Source organism: Campylobacter australis (assembly GCF_050586305.1).
In the GTDB taxonomy this organism is placed as follows: Bacteria; Campylobacterota; Campylobacteria; order Campylobacterales; family Campylobacteraceae; genus Campylobacter_A.
Genome location: NZ_JAXUAA010000001.1, coordinates 461,254 through 477,949, shown reverse-complemented (window position 1 = coordinate 477,949; position 16,696 = coordinate 461,254). Strand labels below are relative to the sequence as shown.

22 protein-coding genes are annotated in these 16,696 nt (G+C 38.0%); 10 read left to right on the top strand and 12 right to left on the bottom strand.

Features of this window, described 5'->3' with window-relative positions; all coding sequences use genetic code 11:
• Window positions 1-84: 84 nt before the first annotated feature.
• From U5B17_RS02470 to U5B17_RS02460, 3 genes are all read right to left on the bottom strand, one after another.
• Entirely contained in the window at window positions 85-303 is a 219-nt protein-coding gene (locus tag U5B17_RS02470; RefSeq protein ID WP_430803865.1) for a suppressor of fused domain protein, read from the bottom strand.
• Between the two features lie 573 nt (window positions 304-876).
• Window positions 877-1,665, bottom strand: coding sequence for a peptidoglycan metallopeptidase Pgp3 (gene pgp3, locus U5B17_RS02465; RefSeq protein ID WP_430803770.1), 789 nt, complete (start codon window positions 1,663-1,665; stop codon window positions 877-879).
• A gap of 140 nt (window positions 1,666-1,805) precedes the next feature.
• A complete protein-coding gene (locus U5B17_RS02460; protein WP_230056304.1) occupies window positions 1,806-2,015 on the bottom strand; it encodes a hypothetical protein in 210 nt (69 codons plus the stop codon).
• 115 nt (window positions 2,016-2,130) lie between these two features.
• On the opposite strand from U5B17_RS02460, the gene U5B17_RS02455 reads away from it, so the two are divergent.
• From U5B17_RS02455 to modD, 10 genes are all read left to right on the top strand, one after another.
• Window positions 2,131-2,577, top strand: coding sequence for a Fur family transcriptional regulator (locus U5B17_RS02455; RefSeq protein WP_430803769.1), 447 nt, complete (start codon window positions 2,131-2,133; stop codon window positions 2,575-2,577).
• Window positions 2,578-2,651: 74 nt separating this feature from the next.
• On the top strand, window positions 2,652-2,969 hold the full coding sequence (locus U5B17_RS02450; RefSeq protein ID WP_430803768.1) for an HMA2 domain-containing protein: 318 nt from the start codon (window positions 2,652-2,654) through the stop codon (window positions 2,967-2,969).
• Window positions 2,966-3,619: a ferritin-like domain-containing protein gene (locus U5B17_RS02445; protein ID WP_430803767.1), complete on the top strand. Its 654-nt coding sequence runs from the start codon at window positions 2,966-2,968 to the stop codon at window positions 3,617-3,619. Before U5B17_RS02450 ends, U5B17_RS02445 begins: the two co-directional genes overlap by 4 nt.
• A complete protein-coding gene (locus U5B17_RS02440) occupies window positions 3,600-3,974 on the top strand; it encodes a hypothetical protein (RefSeq protein ID WP_430803766.1) in 375 nt (124 codons plus the stop codon). The genes U5B17_RS02445 and U5B17_RS02440 overlap by 20 nt, the downstream gene beginning before the upstream one ends.
• Window positions 3,975-3,985: 11 nt before the next feature.
• A complete protein-coding gene (locus tag U5B17_RS02435) occupies window positions 3,986-4,270 on the top strand; it encodes a Cys/Met metabolism pyridoxal-phosphate-dependent enzyme (RefSeq protein ID WP_430803765.1) in 285 nt (94 codons plus the stop codon).
• Entirely contained in the window at window positions 4,267-4,578 is a 312-nt protein-coding gene (locus U5B17_RS02430; protein WP_430803764.1) for an MBL fold metallo-hydrolase, read from the top strand. Before U5B17_RS02435 ends, U5B17_RS02430 begins: the two co-directional genes overlap by 4 nt.
• A complete protein-coding gene (locus U5B17_RS02425; protein WP_430803864.1) occupies window positions 4,547-6,634 on the top strand; it encodes a heavy metal translocating P-type ATPase in 2,088 nt (695 codons plus the stop codon). Before U5B17_RS02430 ends, U5B17_RS02425 begins: the two co-directional genes overlap by 32 nt.
• Window positions 6,624-6,968, top strand: a complete 345-nt coding sequence (locus U5B17_RS02420; RefSeq protein ID WP_430803763.1) for a helicase — start codon at window positions 6,624-6,626, stop codon at window positions 6,966-6,968. Before U5B17_RS02425 ends, U5B17_RS02420 begins: the two co-directional genes overlap by 11 nt.
• Window positions 6,969-7,148: 180 nt before the next feature.
• Window positions 7,149-8,627: an alanine/glycine:cation symporter family protein gene (locus U5B17_RS02415; protein ID WP_430803762.1), complete on the top strand. Its 1,479-nt coding sequence runs from the start codon at window positions 7,149-7,151 to the stop codon at window positions 8,625-8,627.
• The gene (modD, locus tag U5B17_RS02410) at window positions 8,614-9,456 is read left to right on the top strand and encodes a ModD protein (RefSeq protein WP_430803761.1); all 843 of its coding nucleotides are present in this window, start codon (window positions 8,614-8,616) and stop codon (window positions 9,454-9,456) included. The genes U5B17_RS02415 and modD overlap by 14 nt, the downstream gene beginning before the upstream one ends.
• 156 nt (window positions 9,457-9,612) lie before the next feature.
• Here modD and glyS read toward each other — a convergent pair whose 3' ends face one another.
• From glyS to leuD, 9 genes are all read right to left on the bottom strand, one after another.
• Complete coding sequence (gene glyS / locus U5B17_RS02405) at window positions 9,613-11,649, bottom strand: glycine--tRNA ligase subunit beta (RefSeq protein WP_430803760.1); 2,037 nt, start codon at window positions 11,647-11,649, stop codon at window positions 9,613-9,615.
• Window positions 11,636-11,773: a hypothetical protein gene (locus U5B17_RS02400; protein WP_430803759.1), complete on the bottom strand. Its 138-nt coding sequence runs from the start codon at window positions 11,771-11,773 to the stop codon at window positions 11,636-11,638. Before U5B17_RS02400 ends, glyS begins: the two co-directional genes overlap by 14 nt.
• Window positions 11,774-11,776: 3 nt before the next feature.
• Entirely contained in the window at window positions 11,777-12,688 is a 912-nt protein-coding gene (locus U5B17_RS02395) for an endonuclease/exonuclease/phosphatase family protein (protein WP_430803758.1), read from the bottom strand.
• Complete coding sequence (locus U5B17_RS02390) at window positions 12,685-13,164, bottom strand: tRNA (cytidine(34)-2'-O)-methyltransferase (protein ID WP_430803757.1); 480 nt, start codon at window positions 13,162-13,164, stop codon at window positions 12,685-12,687. Before U5B17_RS02390 ends, U5B17_RS02395 begins: the two co-directional genes overlap by 4 nt.
• Before the next feature lie 61 nt (window positions 13,165-13,225).
• Window positions 13,226-14,389: a tRNA nucleotidyltransferase/poly(A) polymerase-related protein gene (locus tag U5B17_RS02385; protein ID WP_430803756.1), complete on the bottom strand. Its 1,164-nt coding sequence runs from the start codon at window positions 14,387-14,389 to the stop codon at window positions 13,226-13,228.
• Window positions 14,358-14,711 carry a CiaD-like domain-containing protein gene (locus U5B17_RS02380; protein WP_430803755.1) on the bottom strand — a complete coding sequence of 118 codons (354 nt, stop codon included), beginning with the start codon at window positions 14,709-14,711 and terminating at the stop codon, window positions 14,358-14,360. Before U5B17_RS02380 ends, U5B17_RS02385 begins: the two co-directional genes overlap by 32 nt.
• Window positions 14,708-14,953 carry a hypothetical protein gene (locus tag U5B17_RS02375; RefSeq protein WP_230056287.1) on the bottom strand — a complete coding sequence of 82 codons (246 nt, stop codon included), beginning with the start codon at window positions 14,951-14,953 and terminating at the stop codon, window positions 14,708-14,710. Before U5B17_RS02375 ends, U5B17_RS02380 begins: the two co-directional genes overlap by 4 nt.
• A 2-nt stretch (window positions 14,954-14,955) precedes the next feature.
• Window positions 14,956-16,029 carry a 3-isopropylmalate dehydrogenase gene (gene leuB / locus U5B17_RS02370; RefSeq protein ID WP_430803754.1) on the bottom strand — a complete coding sequence of 358 codons (1,074 nt, stop codon included), beginning with the start codon at window positions 16,027-16,029 and terminating at the stop codon, window positions 14,956-14,958.
• An 8-nt stretch (window positions 16,030-16,037) separates the two neighbouring features.
• Window positions 16,038-16,523, bottom strand: coding sequence for a 3-isopropylmalate dehydratase small subunit (leuD, locus tag U5B17_RS02365; protein WP_430803753.1), 486 nt, complete (start codon window positions 16,521-16,523; stop codon window positions 16,038-16,040).
• Window positions 16,524-16,696: the final 173 nt, after the last annotated feature.

Sequence of the window (16,696 nt, the reverse complement as noted above, 5' to 3'; positions counted from 1 at the left end):
TTATACGCCTTTATACGAGTCAAATTTTCTAAACATGCCCTTTGATGCGATTTAGTTCTGTTATAAGAAGCGGATTATAGGCTCTCATTTTACCAATAAGCTCCTTTGCGTAGCTAGTTTTTTTGAATCTTGCCATAGCCAGCTAAGCTCATACTGCGTAACACCAACCATTTGCAAAAACACAACCTTGCCATTTAGTGTCAAAATTTCTCTATTTTCATCACCTAGCCTAACATCAGGTACGAAAACTATGTCAGCCAGCTTAGTGTCTGTCTGGGCACGGATTGGCAAGCTGGTCTGGATAAAATGATATATCTCAAACCACTTATTGTTCTCATAGACATAGCGTACTAAAATTTTGCATTAAATTTACTGCCTAGTGTGGCCAACTTTTAGCCTTTCTACCATCAATATTTTCGCCACTATCACCTACAAACGACACTATGCGCATACTAACATACTAAACTCAAAGTCCTAGCAGCCAAACTCTACTTCTGTGACACTTGACTCACAATAAAGCTACCCATACCATAGCTTACAATATGGTGGCAAAATTCCTGCTCGTGACAGTCAAAGATACTTACCCCCCCCCCATCATCAAGTGCGTTGCCACCAAAATATACTTTATGAATTTAGAGCAATGGCACTCTTTAGCTTCTGGATAGATTTGCTAACTCATCACTGATAGCATCCCAGTCAGACGATTTGTATTTGCTAAATTTTGCTATACTCATACATATTTGGCGTTTTTCCACTCGTTTTACTCTTTAGTACTAGGCTTATTTTTCAGATTCTTTTTTGTATAAAATTTTATGAAAAATACTCATTTTATCTCTTTTTTGAAATTTTATTAAGTATCATAGCTAATGCAAAAAATCAGTTTAAAAACTTGTTTATTTTTTCAATAAAATTTAGCGGATTTACCTGTACGCCATCGGCTATGACTCCAAAATGTAAGTGCGGACCACTAACTCTACCACTAGCACCACTAAGCCCTAAAATTTCGCCCCTTTTTATCTCTTGTCCAAGTTCTACTGAAATTTTGCTTAGATGATAATACTGAGTGTAAATGCCCTCTCCATGATCTATAACAACAGATCCACCTGCATAGTAGCGATCTTTGGCGATAACAACGACACCATCATTGCTAGCAGCCACCTCTACGCCAACAGCAGCTCTAAAGTCTGTCCCACCGTGATAACTTTTAAGCATTTTATTAAAAACGCGAGCTGAGCCAAAATGGCTTGTGATAGGCGAGTTTAGTGGTAGTATAAATTTTTGGCTGATTTTTAAGCCTAAATTTTGCGTGTTGTAAATTTTATTTGCCTCTTCTCTCTCATCATTTATTCGTTTTTGTACCTTTTTTGGAGGATTTACTTTTTTACTATTGACACTTATTTGCTCTTTTTTATAATCTCCCAAAACAACATTATAAACCACACTTTCATCACCATTTTTAAGCACTATCTCGCCTCTTTTATGATAATTCGCCGCAACTATTGCAAATTTTAAGTCTGAGTTTTTAGCACTTATCCAGCGTTTTTGAGCACCATCAATAGTTAAATTTTTAGGGCTTGATGTAGCATAAATTTCCACATCGCCATTTGTTATATCATTTGCGTTTAAGCACAAAAAAGCAAGTACCAGAAGTATAAATTTGTTCATTTTTATCCTTTTTTGGGTATTGTATCTAAAAAATTAAAATTTTTAAATCCGCAAAAGCGCTAGTATGGATAAAAAAGTTGTGATAAAAGGAGTCAAAAAGCTAGCAAATACATCAAAAATGTAAAAGCTAGCTAACAATCTTAGATCATAAAGAGGGAAACGAAGCGTTTTTTAGAGATGGGTGAGAACTGCGTCATATATTCAAACGCCTCCTCGTAATCGCCGTCCGTAAAAGTGGCTACATGCTCGATAAGTTCATAAAGCTCCTCATCATCCATGCTATCAAAACTGCCACGATTTTCTAAAATTTCAAGCAAAACGGCGTCTAGTTCAAGCTCGTCGTAAGTCATTTGCATTCCTTAGTTTTAAAAAATTGCGAAACTATACCAAAAAAAGCTTAATTTTGCTTGATTTTATCGCTCATTAAGCGCAAATTTTATAAAATTAAGAGTATAAAGGTATTAAATGGGTGATTTTGAGAGCTTTTACAAAAATTTTTCATCATTTCTTAGCCAACTAAACTATAAAAACTCATACATAAAAGAGCGAATTTTAAGCATTTTATACCAAAGCCAAAGCCATTTAAGTGCGGCTCAGATCCAACAAATTTTTTCGCAAAAATATGGCGAAACTATCTCACTAACTGCCATTTATGGCTTTTTAAATTTTCTTGATGAGTGCCACCTAACAAACACATATGAAACAGATGGCGTGCAAAAATATGAGCTAAACTTAAAATCTCATCACGATCATCTAATATGCGAAAAATGCCACAAGGTCATAAGCTTTAGCGATGAGACGATAGAATCCAGACAAGATGAAATTTGTGCCAAACATGGTTTTGTGTGCAAGTCACATTCGATGATAATTTATGGGATTTGTGCTGAGTGCAGTTCTATCAAAAATAATTGATAACGATATGCAAAAAACTTTAAGTTGCATTTAAATAACAACTCGTCATAATCATACAAAAATAAAGGAAAAATATGGAAATTTCGCCACAACTACTTGTTAAAATAGCCTCTTACTTTAATCCCATTAGCCATACACCAGGTAGGATAAGGGTGCGTGTAAGTAGCAAGATAAAAGAGTTTGCAAGTAGTGAAAATTTGGGTTCACTTGATGAGATAATACAAAAAATAGATGGCATAAAAGATGTAAAGCTAAATAAAATAATCGGCTCATTAACCATACATTATGACCCAAAAATTTTTGCAAAAGAGCTTTGGGATGAGCTACTTGAAGGTAAAAATTTAGCTCACATTAGTGAAAAAATAAACTCAATAGCAAAGAAGATAGCATGAGCAAAGAACTCTTAAATATCGCATATATAAGCGAAAAGACTGGCGAAAAACTCTATGAGTGTTTGGCTAAATTTGGTGATACTTTTGAGCAAATTTTAAAAATAAGAAAAAATGGACTAACACTTCTTGAAAACTATGCCCAACTTTCAAAAAATGAGCTTGATGAAGCAACAATAAAAGAGGCTTTAGATGCTCAAAATTTTGAGGCTAGCAATACTTTTGAAGCATATATTTTTGCTCTAAATTATGAGCTAAGTCTAAATAAAAACTATGACAATCTTTGTAAAATTTGCGAAGATGAGACACTAAAGGATATGTTTTTTCGTCTCTGGGCAACTTCAAACAACGAATATATCATGTCATTAAAAGCAGAGCTTGCGGACTGCTTGATAAAAAAACCAAGCCAAAGCCATAAAACACAAGAGCAAAATTTTGGCGAAAATATTTTAAATAATTATCAAAAAAATTTTAACGATATGAGCGAACAAATAAATCAAATAATAAGCGGAAAAATGGATAAAGAGCAGATCTCAAAACTACTTTTAAATCCAAATTTCCCATTTTTTAGTGGTTTAGCTTTAGGTGCATTGGGCACACAGATGACAAGCAAAAATTTAAAGGAAAATCAAGATGAAAACAATACCAAATAAAGGATCAAACATGGCACTACCATTTATCACAGGAGCCGCGCTTGGCGCACTAGCTGTTGTTGCGTTTAATAAGCGCGAAAAAATTTTTGATATAGCAAAAGAGGGGCTAGACAAGGGTAAAGATCTGGCTGAAGATGGACTAGAAAAAGGCAAAGAAGTTTTACAAAAAGGGAAGAAATTTGCTAATGAGATTGTAAAAACAACTAAAAAACAAACAAAAGAGCAAATACAAGCTGATAATGCTAACAAAACAGTAAAAACTTCAGCAGCCAAAAAGCCAGCAAAGCGTAAGCCAGCTCAAAGTAAAAACAAGACAGCCACTACGCTAACTCCAGCCCCAGAACCAATCGCATAAGGAGCTAACCGATGAATAGCTTTTTAACAACAACAAGAAGCCCCGCCGATCACTTTATCAGCGGGGCGCTTATAGCTGGTATCGGTACGGTAACGCTAAATTTAAATGAAAAAGATAAGCTAAATTTAGCTAAAAAAACGATAAAAATGTCACTAGTTGGCGGGATAACAACTGCTGTTGCGATACACGCATCAAATCAAATTGCAAGCGCAAAATACCTAAACGCAGCTCTTAGTGTTGGTGCTGGCATTGGCTCTGTTTTAATTATAAATAGCCTAATCAAGGAGGAAAAATGAAAAATCCATACATTTTACAAGAGGGCGAGCAAGTCATAGTTCAACAACCAACCCAGCCAAATGCAGTTGATAGTGCCATAAATGAGGCAGCTCAAAATTTACCATTTGTACCTGAAAATTTCAATGTCGCTGGCTTTGTAAAAGGTCTTGCACTTGGTGGTATTGCAGCGTATGTTTTAACCAATCCAAAAGCTCAAGAGTGCCTATTTAAAGCTATTATAAAAGGTGGCGAGCTAGTAAATGCTGGCATAGAAGAGCTAAAAGAGCGATTTGAAGATGTTAAAGCAGAGCTTGAAGCACAAAAATAACCTGCGCATAATACATATATGTAAAAATCGCGCGAGAATTCACTGCGAATCACTAAATAATCGCAGCGATGTAAGCTTTATAGAGGCTAGTATAGGCGAACACAGACTTGTAAAAAGCGTGCGCGTGAATAAATACGCAAAGAGCATTATCGTAGAGCATACTGGTGAGTTGGATGAAATTTTGGTATTTATAAGAACGCTACAGATGCCAACAAAGCCAAAGGACAAAAGTCTGCCAAGCAAAGCCCCTATATATAAGGCTGGCGCAGTTATGGCTTTATCGCCACTTATATCAAGTAGCTACGCCAAAACTGCACTTGGTCTTTACGCAAGTAGCGCAAATTTGCTCCAAGGCATGCAAGAGCTTAAGGACGACGGCATTACATCAAAAGTTCTTGAATCAATGGCTATTGGCGTAAGCCTTGCCAGAGGCGATCATCTAGCAGCAAACAGCACAAATTTTATGCTAAATCTTGGCGAATACATGGAAGAAAGCGCCTCGCACAGAAGCGATGACCTAATAAAAGAGCTAGCTAAGCCAAACATCGAAGAGGTCTGGGTAGAGAGCAGACAAAATGGCAAATTTGTGTTAAGTAAGGTAAAAACCAACACGCTAAAAAAGGGCGATATCGTTGTAGTAGGAGCTGGTGAGACGATAGGTGTTGATGGTTACATCGTAGATGGCAACGCAAGTGTTAATCAAGTATCTATGACTGGTGAAGCTGAGCCAGTAGCCAAAATGCGTGGAGATAGAGTTATAAGTGGCACGGTCGTTGAAGATGGAAGGATAAAAATTTGGGCTGAAAATGTTGGCGACGAAACAGCCACAGCACGCATTAAAGAGTATATCCAAAGCTCGCTAAATGAAAAATCAGCCATTGGACTAAAAGCCACAAAGCTAGCCGACAAACTGGTTCCAGTAACGCTTAGCCTAGCAGGAGCAAGCTATCTTTTAAAGCGCGACATGAATAGTGTTGCTAGCGTGCTTCAGGCTGACTACTCCTGCGCACTTAAGCTTGCCACGCCAGTTGCCTTTAAGTCAAGCATCTCAAAAGCTGGCAGAAACGGCATCCTAATCAAAGGTGCAAAGGCGATTGAAGCACTAAATAGTGCCGATACTTTCGTATTTGATAAGACAGGCACGCTCACACATGGGAGACTTAGCGTTGTTGAAATTTACTCATTTAAAGATGGCATGAGTGAAAGTGACATACTAAATTTAACCGCAAGCGCAGAAGAACACTACTTTCACCCAGTTGCCGAAGCTATCGTAGATGCTGCAAATAAGCGTGGCTTTAGCCATATCCATCACGACGAAGTCGAGTTTATAGTCGCTCACGGCGTAAAAACCTCTATGAACGGCAAAGAGGTTGTGATCGGATCGCGCCACTTTTTAGAAGATGATGAGTGTATAAATTTTGCCCCACACAATGCCGTAATACAAAAGGCTCTAAACAGTGGTCTTACCCTACTTTATGTAGGCTATGACAAACAGCTTGTTGGCGTTATAGCGATGAAAGATGACATGAGAGAAAACGCTAAGCTAACTCTTAGAAAACTACGCGAGCTGGGCGTAAAAGAGATCATAATGCTAAGTGGAGATGTTAGACAAAAAGCCGAAGAAGTAGCACTCGAACTAGGCTGTGATAGGGTTTTTGCCGAGTGCTTGCCGACCGATAAAGCACTCATTATTGATGAGCTAAAAGCACAGGGCAAAAAGGTGGCATTTGTTGGCGATGGCATAAACGATGCCCCTAGTCTTAGTAAAGCAGATGTTGGTATAAGCATGCATAAAGGTGCCGACATCGCAAAGGCTACAGCAGACATTAGCCTGCTAAAAGATGACATCGCAAGCGTTGCGATTGCAAAAGAGCTTGCAGTAAATACCATGAAACTCATCAGCTCAAATTTCAACGCAACCGTTGGCATCAACACAGCTATTTTAGGCGCTGCAACGATTGGAATGCTAAACCCTATCGCAACAGCCGTCCTTCACAACGGTACGACCATTTGGCTACTTTTAAACTCAATGAAAGGTGTGAAATTTGCAAAGTAATATAAAAAACAGCATTCAAGGTTCGCTACTAAATTTAGAAACTCAGAGAAAAGTAGCAAAAATAGGGCTTGGAGTATCGCTTGGACTTGTGACAATTAGCGCTTTTGGCATGAAAAACAAAGCCATAAAAGCCGCACACATTATATCTGGTATCGCACTTGTGGGATTTAGCATCTATCATCACGGACTTTATAATAATGGCTTTGCGCAGCGCATGATAAATAACGCACGCAAAAAGCGAAATTTACGCATACAAAAGGATGAAGTTTTGATAAAAACCAAACAAGCTCCACTTAAAAAACGCAGAACTCGCAAAACACAAACTGCAGTATAAATGATATAAAAAGCATTTAAAGTAAATTTTAAGTGCTTTTTGTGTTTTTAAAATCTGTGACTTTACAAAAATATTTTTTATTTTTTTGATAAATAATAAATTTTAAAAATTTTCATCTCAAAAAGCTATTTCTAAATAATTTTTAAATATAATATTTTAAGAAAAAACAAAGGAGCTTACTTGAACTTAACTGAAATTTTAAATGCTATAAATCTTAAACTTGACGCCACTAACGGCTTTTTGTATGGATCGTTTCTTATTATTGCGCTTATTGCTGCTGGCATATATTTTAGCTATATTACGCGCTTTGTTCAGTTTCGTATGGCTTTTGAAGCACTTCGAGTGCTTGTAGAAAAAAAAGATCGCTACAACAGACACCATCTTACGCCATTTCAAGCCCTTATGATCTCAACTGCCTCACGAGTTGGCATAGGAAACATCGCAGGCATATCAGCTGCACTAGTTGCTGGTGGTCCTGGTGCGCTTTTTTGGATGATGGTCATGGCATTTTTTGGTGCAGCATCAGCATTTGCTGAAAGCACGCTAGCTCAAATTTACAAAACAAAGGATAATCTAGGCTTTAAGGGCGGTCCAGCATACTATATCAAAACAGGGCTAAAGCTTCCATGGCTTGGAGCAATATTTGCTGTTATACTTATCCTTGCCTACGCTTATGGATTTAATGGGCTACAAAGCTACACGATGACATCGGCGTTTGAAGTGTATTATGATCAACTTGGCGCGGATGTAAAATTTGCAGATAGTTCAATGCCGCTAGCCATAGGACTTATACTAATGGCATTTGCAGCCATCATCTTTTTTTCAAAAGGTCATGTTATTGGCAAGATAAGCTCTTACATAGTGCCATTTATGGCTATCGCCTATGTTGGACTCTCTTTTATATGTGTCTTTATGAACTTAAGTGAAATTCCATCCGTAGTAAAGCTTGTACTAGATAGCGCATTTGATTTTGAAGCGATTTTTGGTGGATTTGCTGGAAGTGTGATAGTTATTGGTATTAAGCGTGGTCTTTTTTCAAACGAAGCTGGTATGGGCTCTGCGCCAAATGCTGCGGCGGCTGCGCACACGAGCCATCCTGTAAAGCAAGGGCTTGTTCAAGCTGTGGCAGTTTTTATAGATATGACTATTTGTATCGCATCTGGAATGCTAGTACTTTTTTCGCAAGCCTACATCACAAAACAAACAGGTGCAAGTGGCGAAATTCTCACTGCTTTACCTCTTGTGCAAGCTGCGATGAGAGAGTATTATGGTAACATAGGCATGCACTTTACTACCGTTGCAGTCGTACTTTTTGCTATCACTTCACTTATTGGCAACTTTTACTATGCCCAAGCAAACATAAAATTTCTTACCAAGAACAAGACTGTCATCAATACATTCAAAATAAGCGCTATCATTATGATCTTTATTGGCGCACAAATGAACCTGTCACTTGCGTGGAATTTTGCCGATATACTTATGGCAGCGATGGCAACTATAAATATCATAGCCATATTTATGCTTTCACGAGTTGTTTTAAAGGCACTAAAAGACTACGAAAACCAGCGAAAAGCCGGTCTAAATCCTGAGTTTGACCCACAAAAGCTTGGCATCTCTGACACAACTTGCTGGAAAAAGGACGAAAATGTATATAAGTGATAGTGAAATTTTAGCCTACATTGCCGAGGATTTGCCATATTTTGATCTAACAACATCGCTTCAAGATATTAAAAAGCAAGCAGTTTTAAAAATTTTTACCAGAGAAGAGGTGGTGGTTAGCTGCATTGATGTAGCCGCAAGAGCGGCGGAATTACTTGGATGTGAAGCTAAAATTTTGATACAAAACACTCAAACAGCAAAGACAAACGATATGATAGTGCAAATTTTGGGTAGTTACAGCAATGTTCATAAAGCATGGAAACTAGTACAAATCATGCTTGAATACACTTGCAAAATAGCCACCTACACAAATCAAATGACTCGCCTTGCAAAGGCTGAAAATGAAAAATGTGAAATTTTAGCCACTCGTAAAAGCTTTCCATTTGCCAAAAAGCTCTGCTTAAAAGCCGTGATAGAGGGTGGTGGCGGAGTGCATAGGCTAGGACTTAGCGATAGCATTTTATTTTTTAAAAACCACATCATAGCCTATGCTAGTTTTGATGAGTTTTTAGCGCAAATTCCAAGCTTTAAAGCCAAAATGCCAGAGCGAAAGATAGCGGTTGAAGTCGAGAGCTTAGAGCAAGCAAAAGAGCTTTTAGGAGCCGGCGTGGATGTAGTGCAGTGTGATAAATTTAGTCCACAAATGCTTGAAAATACAGTTGCTTTGCGCGATGAAATTTATCCAAACGCAAGAATAATCGCAAGCGGTGGTATAAACGCTAAAAATGTCGCAGAGTTTGCAAGAACGAATATTGATGCCATTACGACTTCAGCTCCATACGCACAAGGCATGGCAGACCTTACTTCAAAGCTTGAAATTTTAGACTAAAATTTATAATCTTAGCACTAACTCTATGCTACTCCAAGCCGTATTTATACTAACGGCTTGGATGACAAATAATATTTTGACTCTAAGCTCATCATATGAGTAAAATGTTACAAACGCTGAGCCATTGTTTTAAATATTCAAAGCTTTTTGCAAGCTTTATAAACTTATCTCTTTTATATCAGCGATTTTTAAAAACTCACTGTAAATTTCACCCACCAACGCTTGGCGGTTGTGGCGGATTTTAGGATCTTCAGCATTTATCATAACCGCATCAAAAAAGCCATCTATTGCTCCTTTTAGCGCAAAAAGCGCATTAAGCTTATCCTCATCGCTTAACTCACACTGTTGCACCACTTTCTTAAACTCAATATAAAGCTTTCTCTCAGCCTCCACCTCAAACAAGCCCTCATCAACTCCTGTTTTTATCTCATCTTTTATGATGTTTGCAAGGCGCTTAAATGTGCTGAAATTCTCTCTAAAACTCTCACTATCACATACCTTCTCAAGCGCTTTTATAGCTGAAATTTGCGCTAATAAGTCGCCCTTTGCCGAGCTTAAGCAAGCTTTGATGATAGAAGGATTACACTCAAAAAATGTATAAAGTCGCTCATTTATAAAGCCCACAAGCGCGCCTACATCAAAGTTCGCGTATCCTTTTGCTATATCGTTTAAAAACTCTGCCATATCAAAGCTAAGCTCATTGTCTTGCAAAATTTTTATCACGCCATTTGCCGCACGACGAAGTGCGTATGGGTCTTTGTTTCCGGTTGGAATTTTACCTACGCTAAATAGCCCAACAAGCGTCTCAAGCTTTATCGCAAGTGCAACAAGTGCGCTAAATGCGGTGCTAGGCATAGCGCTTGCCTCGCCATTTGGCAGATACTGCTCGCTTATCGCCGTTGCAACTGCCTCGCTCTCGCCCTTTGCTCTTGCATAGTAGCCACCCATCACACCTTGAAGCTCGGTAAATTCATATACCATACCACTTGTAAGATCCGCTTTACTAAGCATTACAGCGCGTTTTAACAGCTCCTTAAACTCTGCTCCGACTTCGGCCTTTAAGCGATCGGCGAAAATTTCAGCCAAAGCAAGAGCGACCTTTAACTCACGCTCTGTTTTTTCGTAAGTGCTTCCAAGCTCTTTTAGATAGGTGATGTTTTTTAGCTTTTCATGGCTAAACTCCGCCCTTAAGTCGCTTTGCCAGAAAAACATCGCATCGCTAAGCCTTGCGCGTAAAACCTTCTCGTTTCCACGCACTATGAGTGAATTTTCGCTACTTAGCGAGTTGCTAACAACAACAAAGTGATTGCTTAATTTGCCGTTTTTAAAGGCTGGGAAGTAGCGCTGATTTTCCTTCATCGAAGTGATGATGACCTCGCTTGGAACCTGCAAAAACTCCTCTTCAAAGCTGCCAAGCAGTGCTGTTGGAGCCTCCGTGATAGCCATAACTTCATCTAGCAAATCCTCATCAAGCCCTATTTCTATGCTGTTTTTGCTTTCAATAGCCTTAAACTGCTCTAAAATTTTAGCCCTTCGCTCATTTGCATCAAGCACTATGCCACGCTCTTTTGCACCGCTAAAATACTCAGCAATACTTGAAATTTTAACCTTGTCATAACCAATGCTTCGGTGAGGAAAACTAGCCGCCTCGCTTGCAATGCCAAATTTAACAAACTCAACATTTTCATCGCCAAAAAGACACAAAAATGATCTTATCGGACGGATAAACTCAAACTCGCCACTTCCCCATCGCATAGACTTATCAAAGTTTAGGCTTAGTAGAAATTTCTCAACCATATCTCCAAGCAAACTCTGAATTTTCGCGCCTTTTTCCTCACGCTCAAAATACAAAACCTCTTTGCCATCTATCTCTTTAAACCTCAGCTCACTCTCGCTGATGCCACATTTTTTCGCAAAGCTAATCGCCGCAGGACTAAACGCACCATCCTTTATCGCCACATGCTTTGGTGCTCCTATCATCTGAGCTACGCTATCAGGCTGCTTTAAAGCAAAATTTTTGTGAAAGAGCACAAGTCTTCGTGGCGTAAAATAAAACTCAAACTCACTTGCCAAACGATACTCTTCAAGCACTGCCTGCCACTTTGATCTAATGTTTGGCAACTCTTTTAAAAACGGTATCGCCGGCAGTTCTTCTACGCCGATTTCTATTAAAAGTTCTTTATTCATTTTCATCCTTCTTGTTCTTTTTTTCTCGTCTTTTCTTATCTTTTTTCATGATTTGCACAGTCATTCCGCGTAGCATAAATAGCAAAAATGCCATAAAAGCCACGAGCATGACCCAGTCTAAAACACCCATTTTTCACCTAAATTTTAAAATTTTATCTATTATACCGCAGCGTTGTTTTATATCGGTTGAAATTTCAAAAAACAATGGAAGATGATCAGAATAAAGGCGTGATTTATCATATCTTTTTACAAACCCACCATCCATCATAAAATCAGGCTTAAACACATTAAAACTATCACAAACATAAACAAGCTTGCCATTAGTCAAGAATTCTCGTGAAAGTAAAATATGATCGATCGCCCGCTTTTTGCCATAAGCAGCAAACGAGTAGCGCTCCTTATAGGCAAGCTCATTCCATAAATTTGTATAATTTTTTGTGGTCATGATATCGTAAAGAAGGTTTGTTTTACCGCTACCAAATGGCGTATTAAAATCACCCAAAACAATCACATTTTTGCGCTCTCCAAGAGCGGTTTTTAGCGTTATTTCAGCGTGTTTTTGTGCTTTAAATCCATTTCTTTTATAAGCTGGAAAATGAACAACAAAAAGTTCAAAACGCTCGTTATCAAGCCTAAAACCAAGCCGCAAAATATCTCGAGTTTTTACTCCAGCTACGGTAAAACGCTCGCTATCTTCGGGGCGAATTTTAGAAAGTACGCCAAGACCTATGGGTGCATTTTTGGTTATAGCAAAGGTAGCGTAAGTGTATTTTGTACCTTTTGCTAGCTCTTTTAAAATTTGCTCATTTTCAACCTCTTGAAGCGCTATAATATCAGCATCAAGGGCATTTAAAACCTCTCTTATGCGATAAATTTTTTGGCTTGCTTTTTGCTTGCTCCACTTGCCTTTTTCGATACGAAAATCAGGATATTCATTGCCATTATTTTCGCCGTCAAATAAATTTTCAACATTATAAGTAGCGATCTTTAGTGTGCTTCCAAAAGCAAAAATACATAGTAAAATCAAAACCAAAAAAGCTCTCATAGTGGCTTTCTAAAATCAAATTTATCAATATTTTGGCGTATAGCTTCATATGCGACTATGCCCACGCTTGTGGCTTGGTTTAAGCTTCTGCCATGCTTGCCCATCGGTATGGTAATAGCGTTTGTGAAATTTAAAGCCATAAGCTCCTGTGGCAAACCCGTGCTTTCACCGCCAAAAAACAAAAAATCTCCTAGCTCATAACTAGCGTCAAAATATAGCCTATTTGTCTTTGTGGTCGCAAAGAAAAATCGCTCTTTATACTTCATGTTTTCTTGCAAAAACTCATCTAAACTCTCCCAAATTTTTGGCTCAAGCTGCGCCCAGTAATCAAGCCCAGCTCTTTTTACAGACTTCTCGCTTATCTCAAACGTCGTCGGTTTTACAATATGTAGTGCAAGATTTGCATTCACGCACATTCTGCCTATAGAGCCTGTATTTTGAGGAATTTGCGGATGAACTAAAACGATGTTAAACATAAATTTGCGCCTTTGACATAAATTTGAAAGATATTTTAGCCAAAACGCCCTTTTAAGCGGTTTAATCGCACTTTTTAAGGCTTTGCAAATATAGCAAAATGGCTTGATCTTGACGGCGATTTAGCTCGGCACCAAATTCCTTTCCTTTAAAACCAAGCGACATTATCTCGCTAGTATCAATATTTGGCGTAAATTTTTCATCATACACGCCAAGCTCTTTTGCGCGCTTTATGCGCTCAAGCCTATTGCATCCAAGCCACTTACTAAGTGGCATATCAAGCGAAATTTTCATCATCTCAAAATCGCTTGGCATTTTATTGTAAAATGGATGCTTTAGTACACTTAAAAAGCTATTTGGCAAAGCTAAATCATGCACGATATTTTTGATATCTACACCACAAAATCCAGCCAAAACATACAAAAACACTCGCTCATCTTGGATGAAATTTCGCGCATTTTTTAGCTCATTTATTAACTCTTCAAGCTCATTTTTATCTAAATTCAAACCAAAAAATTTCTTAAAAAGTCCTAATTTATAAAGATAATACACACCTTTTTCAAGGTGTTTTGCACGCATAAATTTTATAAGCTCATTTGAAATACGCGTCTTGCTAAGGTGCGACAAATCAATACTTTTCATAAGCCTTAAAGTATCGTTTGCAATGTCAAAATTTAAACGCGATGCAAACTGCACCCCACGCAACACCCTAAGCGCATCCTCACAAAATTTTTCATTATCAATATGACGCAAAATGCCATCTTTAAGGCACTGTTTACCATCCCAAAAGTCAAGTATATCGCCACTAAATATATTTATCATCATAGCATTTATGCTAAAGTCGCGCCGCTTTGAGGCTTCACGCTCATCATTGCAGTAACTTACTTTAAAGTCAGTATGTAGTTTGCCAGTTTTACTCTCAGTGCGCGGCAAGCCAAGGTCAAACGCATCAAATTTGTAGATAAAATAACTCTTGCCAACGCCACTTGCACCTACACTTTGCATAATCTCATCAAAACGCTTAGGATTGATATCATAAACCTCGATGTCATAGTCATAAACTTCTCGTGCAAGCAAGGAGTCACGCACGCAACCGCCGACCAAATATGCACGCTTTGTATGCGGTGCGAGCAGTTTTTTTACACTACTTAACTTATCATCTGATATAAGTAGCGCTATAGTATCTTTAATATTGCTACTTGTTAAGGTTTTCGAGGCGGTTTTCAACATTTGCTAGGACAAACTCTAAAAATTTTAGCGTCAGCTCTAGTCGCTCATTCACAAGCTCTTTTGGTAGCTCATTTAGCCCTTCAAATAGTACCTCTGTGCGCTCTTTTAAATTTATTAAAAATATCTTTTCACTACTTAAAATCTCACCATTTTCTATTTGCTCGCTTACGCTTTGAGCTTCATTTATCTGAAATTTTGGCTTTTGCGCTTGTGATTTTTGCTCTGTATTTTGAGTATTTAAAGCATGTAAATTCTCGATCTTTTCAAGCTCTGCACTAACCTCATTAATCGCCATTTTTGCTATATCATCAAGTTTCATAATCTTATAAGCCACCTTTTAAACTCTGTTATCTCGTGTTGTGTTCGCATTTGCAAGAAAAATTCTTTCATCTGCTCATTTGCTATCTTGCGAGATTTTCTAATCCCACTCAAACGCCTTATCGCAGCAAGCGCATCTTTGTTATCTGCGTCGTTTTTTAAGATATTTTTATACACTTCAAGTGCATCATCTTTTAGTCCTTGCGACTCGTAAATAAGCGCTTCTGTTATTGTATTTTTCATCGTTACTTTTGCTCTATAAACTTAACCACAACATCGCCCATATCGCTTGTTGTGCAAATTTCTTTTGCGTCAAACGCAGCTAGGTCCTTAGTCCTGTAACCTTGAGCAAGTGTACTTTTTACGGCTTTTTCAATACAAAGTGCTGCTTCTTCTTCATTTAATGCATATCTTAACATCATAGCAGCACTTAAAATAGTTGCCAAAGGATTTGCTATGCCCTGCCCTGCTATATCTGGCGCACTACCATGGATGGGCTCATAGATACCGACTTTTCCGCCTATACTAGCGCTTGGCAAAAGCCCTATTGACCCAACGACCATACTTGCTTCATCACTTAAAATATCCCCAAATAAATTTTCAGTCAAAATAACATCAAACTGCCTAGGATTACGCACGATCTGCATTGCGGCGTTATCAACATACATAAACTCAAGCAAAACATCTGGATAGCTTTTTGCAACATCGCCAACCACCTCGCGCCACAACTGGCTAGTCTCAAGGACATTTGCCTTATCGACCATGCAAACCTTTTTTTTGCGTTTTAGTGCTGCTTCAAATGCAACTTTTGCAATACGCTCAATCTCATCTTTTGTATATATCATTGTATTAAACGCGCTAGTTTCACATTTTTGCCGCGGCTGCCCAAAGTAAATTCCACCTGTTAATTCACGCACAACAAGTATATCTACGCCTCTAACAACTTCTGGTTTAATGGTACTAGCACTCACAAGCTCATCATATATCATCGCTGGGCGCAAATTTACAAAAGCTCCAAGCTCTTTTCGTATCTTTAAAAGTCCGCTTTCAGGGCGTTTGTCTCGTGGCAAACTATCCCACTTTTCACCGCCAATAGCACCAAAAAGCACAGCATGACTTTCAAGGGCACTTTGAAGTGTTTCATTTGGTAACGGCTCACCGAAAACATCGCAAGCTGCACCACCCATAAGCTTATAGTCATATTCAAAGTTTATATCAAATTTCATACTTATAGCATCAAGAACCTTAACAGCCTCATCAACTATCTCAGGTCCGATACCATCGCCTTTTATCATACAAATTTTATATCTTTTTGCCATTTTTTACCTTATTTTATCTTTTTACTTGCGTATTGCATCAAGCCACCCTCTTTTAAAAGCTCCTGCATAAACGGTGGAATAGGATGAAATTTATACTCTTTAGAAGTAGTAACATTTTTTATGACACCATAATCAATATCTATCTTAACTTCATCGCCTTCATTTATCTCGTCTATCTCATTTATCTCTAGTATCAAAAGCCCTGTGTTAAAACTATTTCTATAAAAAATTCTTGCAAAACTCTTTGCTATAACAGCGCTCACACCAGCCGCCTTTAGTGCTATAGGTGCGTGCTCTCGGCTACTTCCGCAACCAAAATTTTCACCAGCAACTATAACATCTCCAGCTCTCATCTTTTTAACGAAGTCAGGATCGCCATCTTCCATTATGTGTTTTGCTAGTTCATTTTCGTCAGATGTATTTAAATATCGCGCAGCAATGATAATGTCAGTATCTATATTATCGCCAAATTTCCATACTTTTGCCTGTGTCATTTTCGCCCTCTTGTAAAATTTTAGTTCAATTTTAGCAAAATAAATCTAAATAACAAATCAAATAATATATTTTAAACAAAGCATTAATATTAAGCAACATATAAAAATTTTAATGTTATTATTTTTACAAAAAAAATGATAATAATTTTAATTATGAAAGGAGTTTTTGAGAA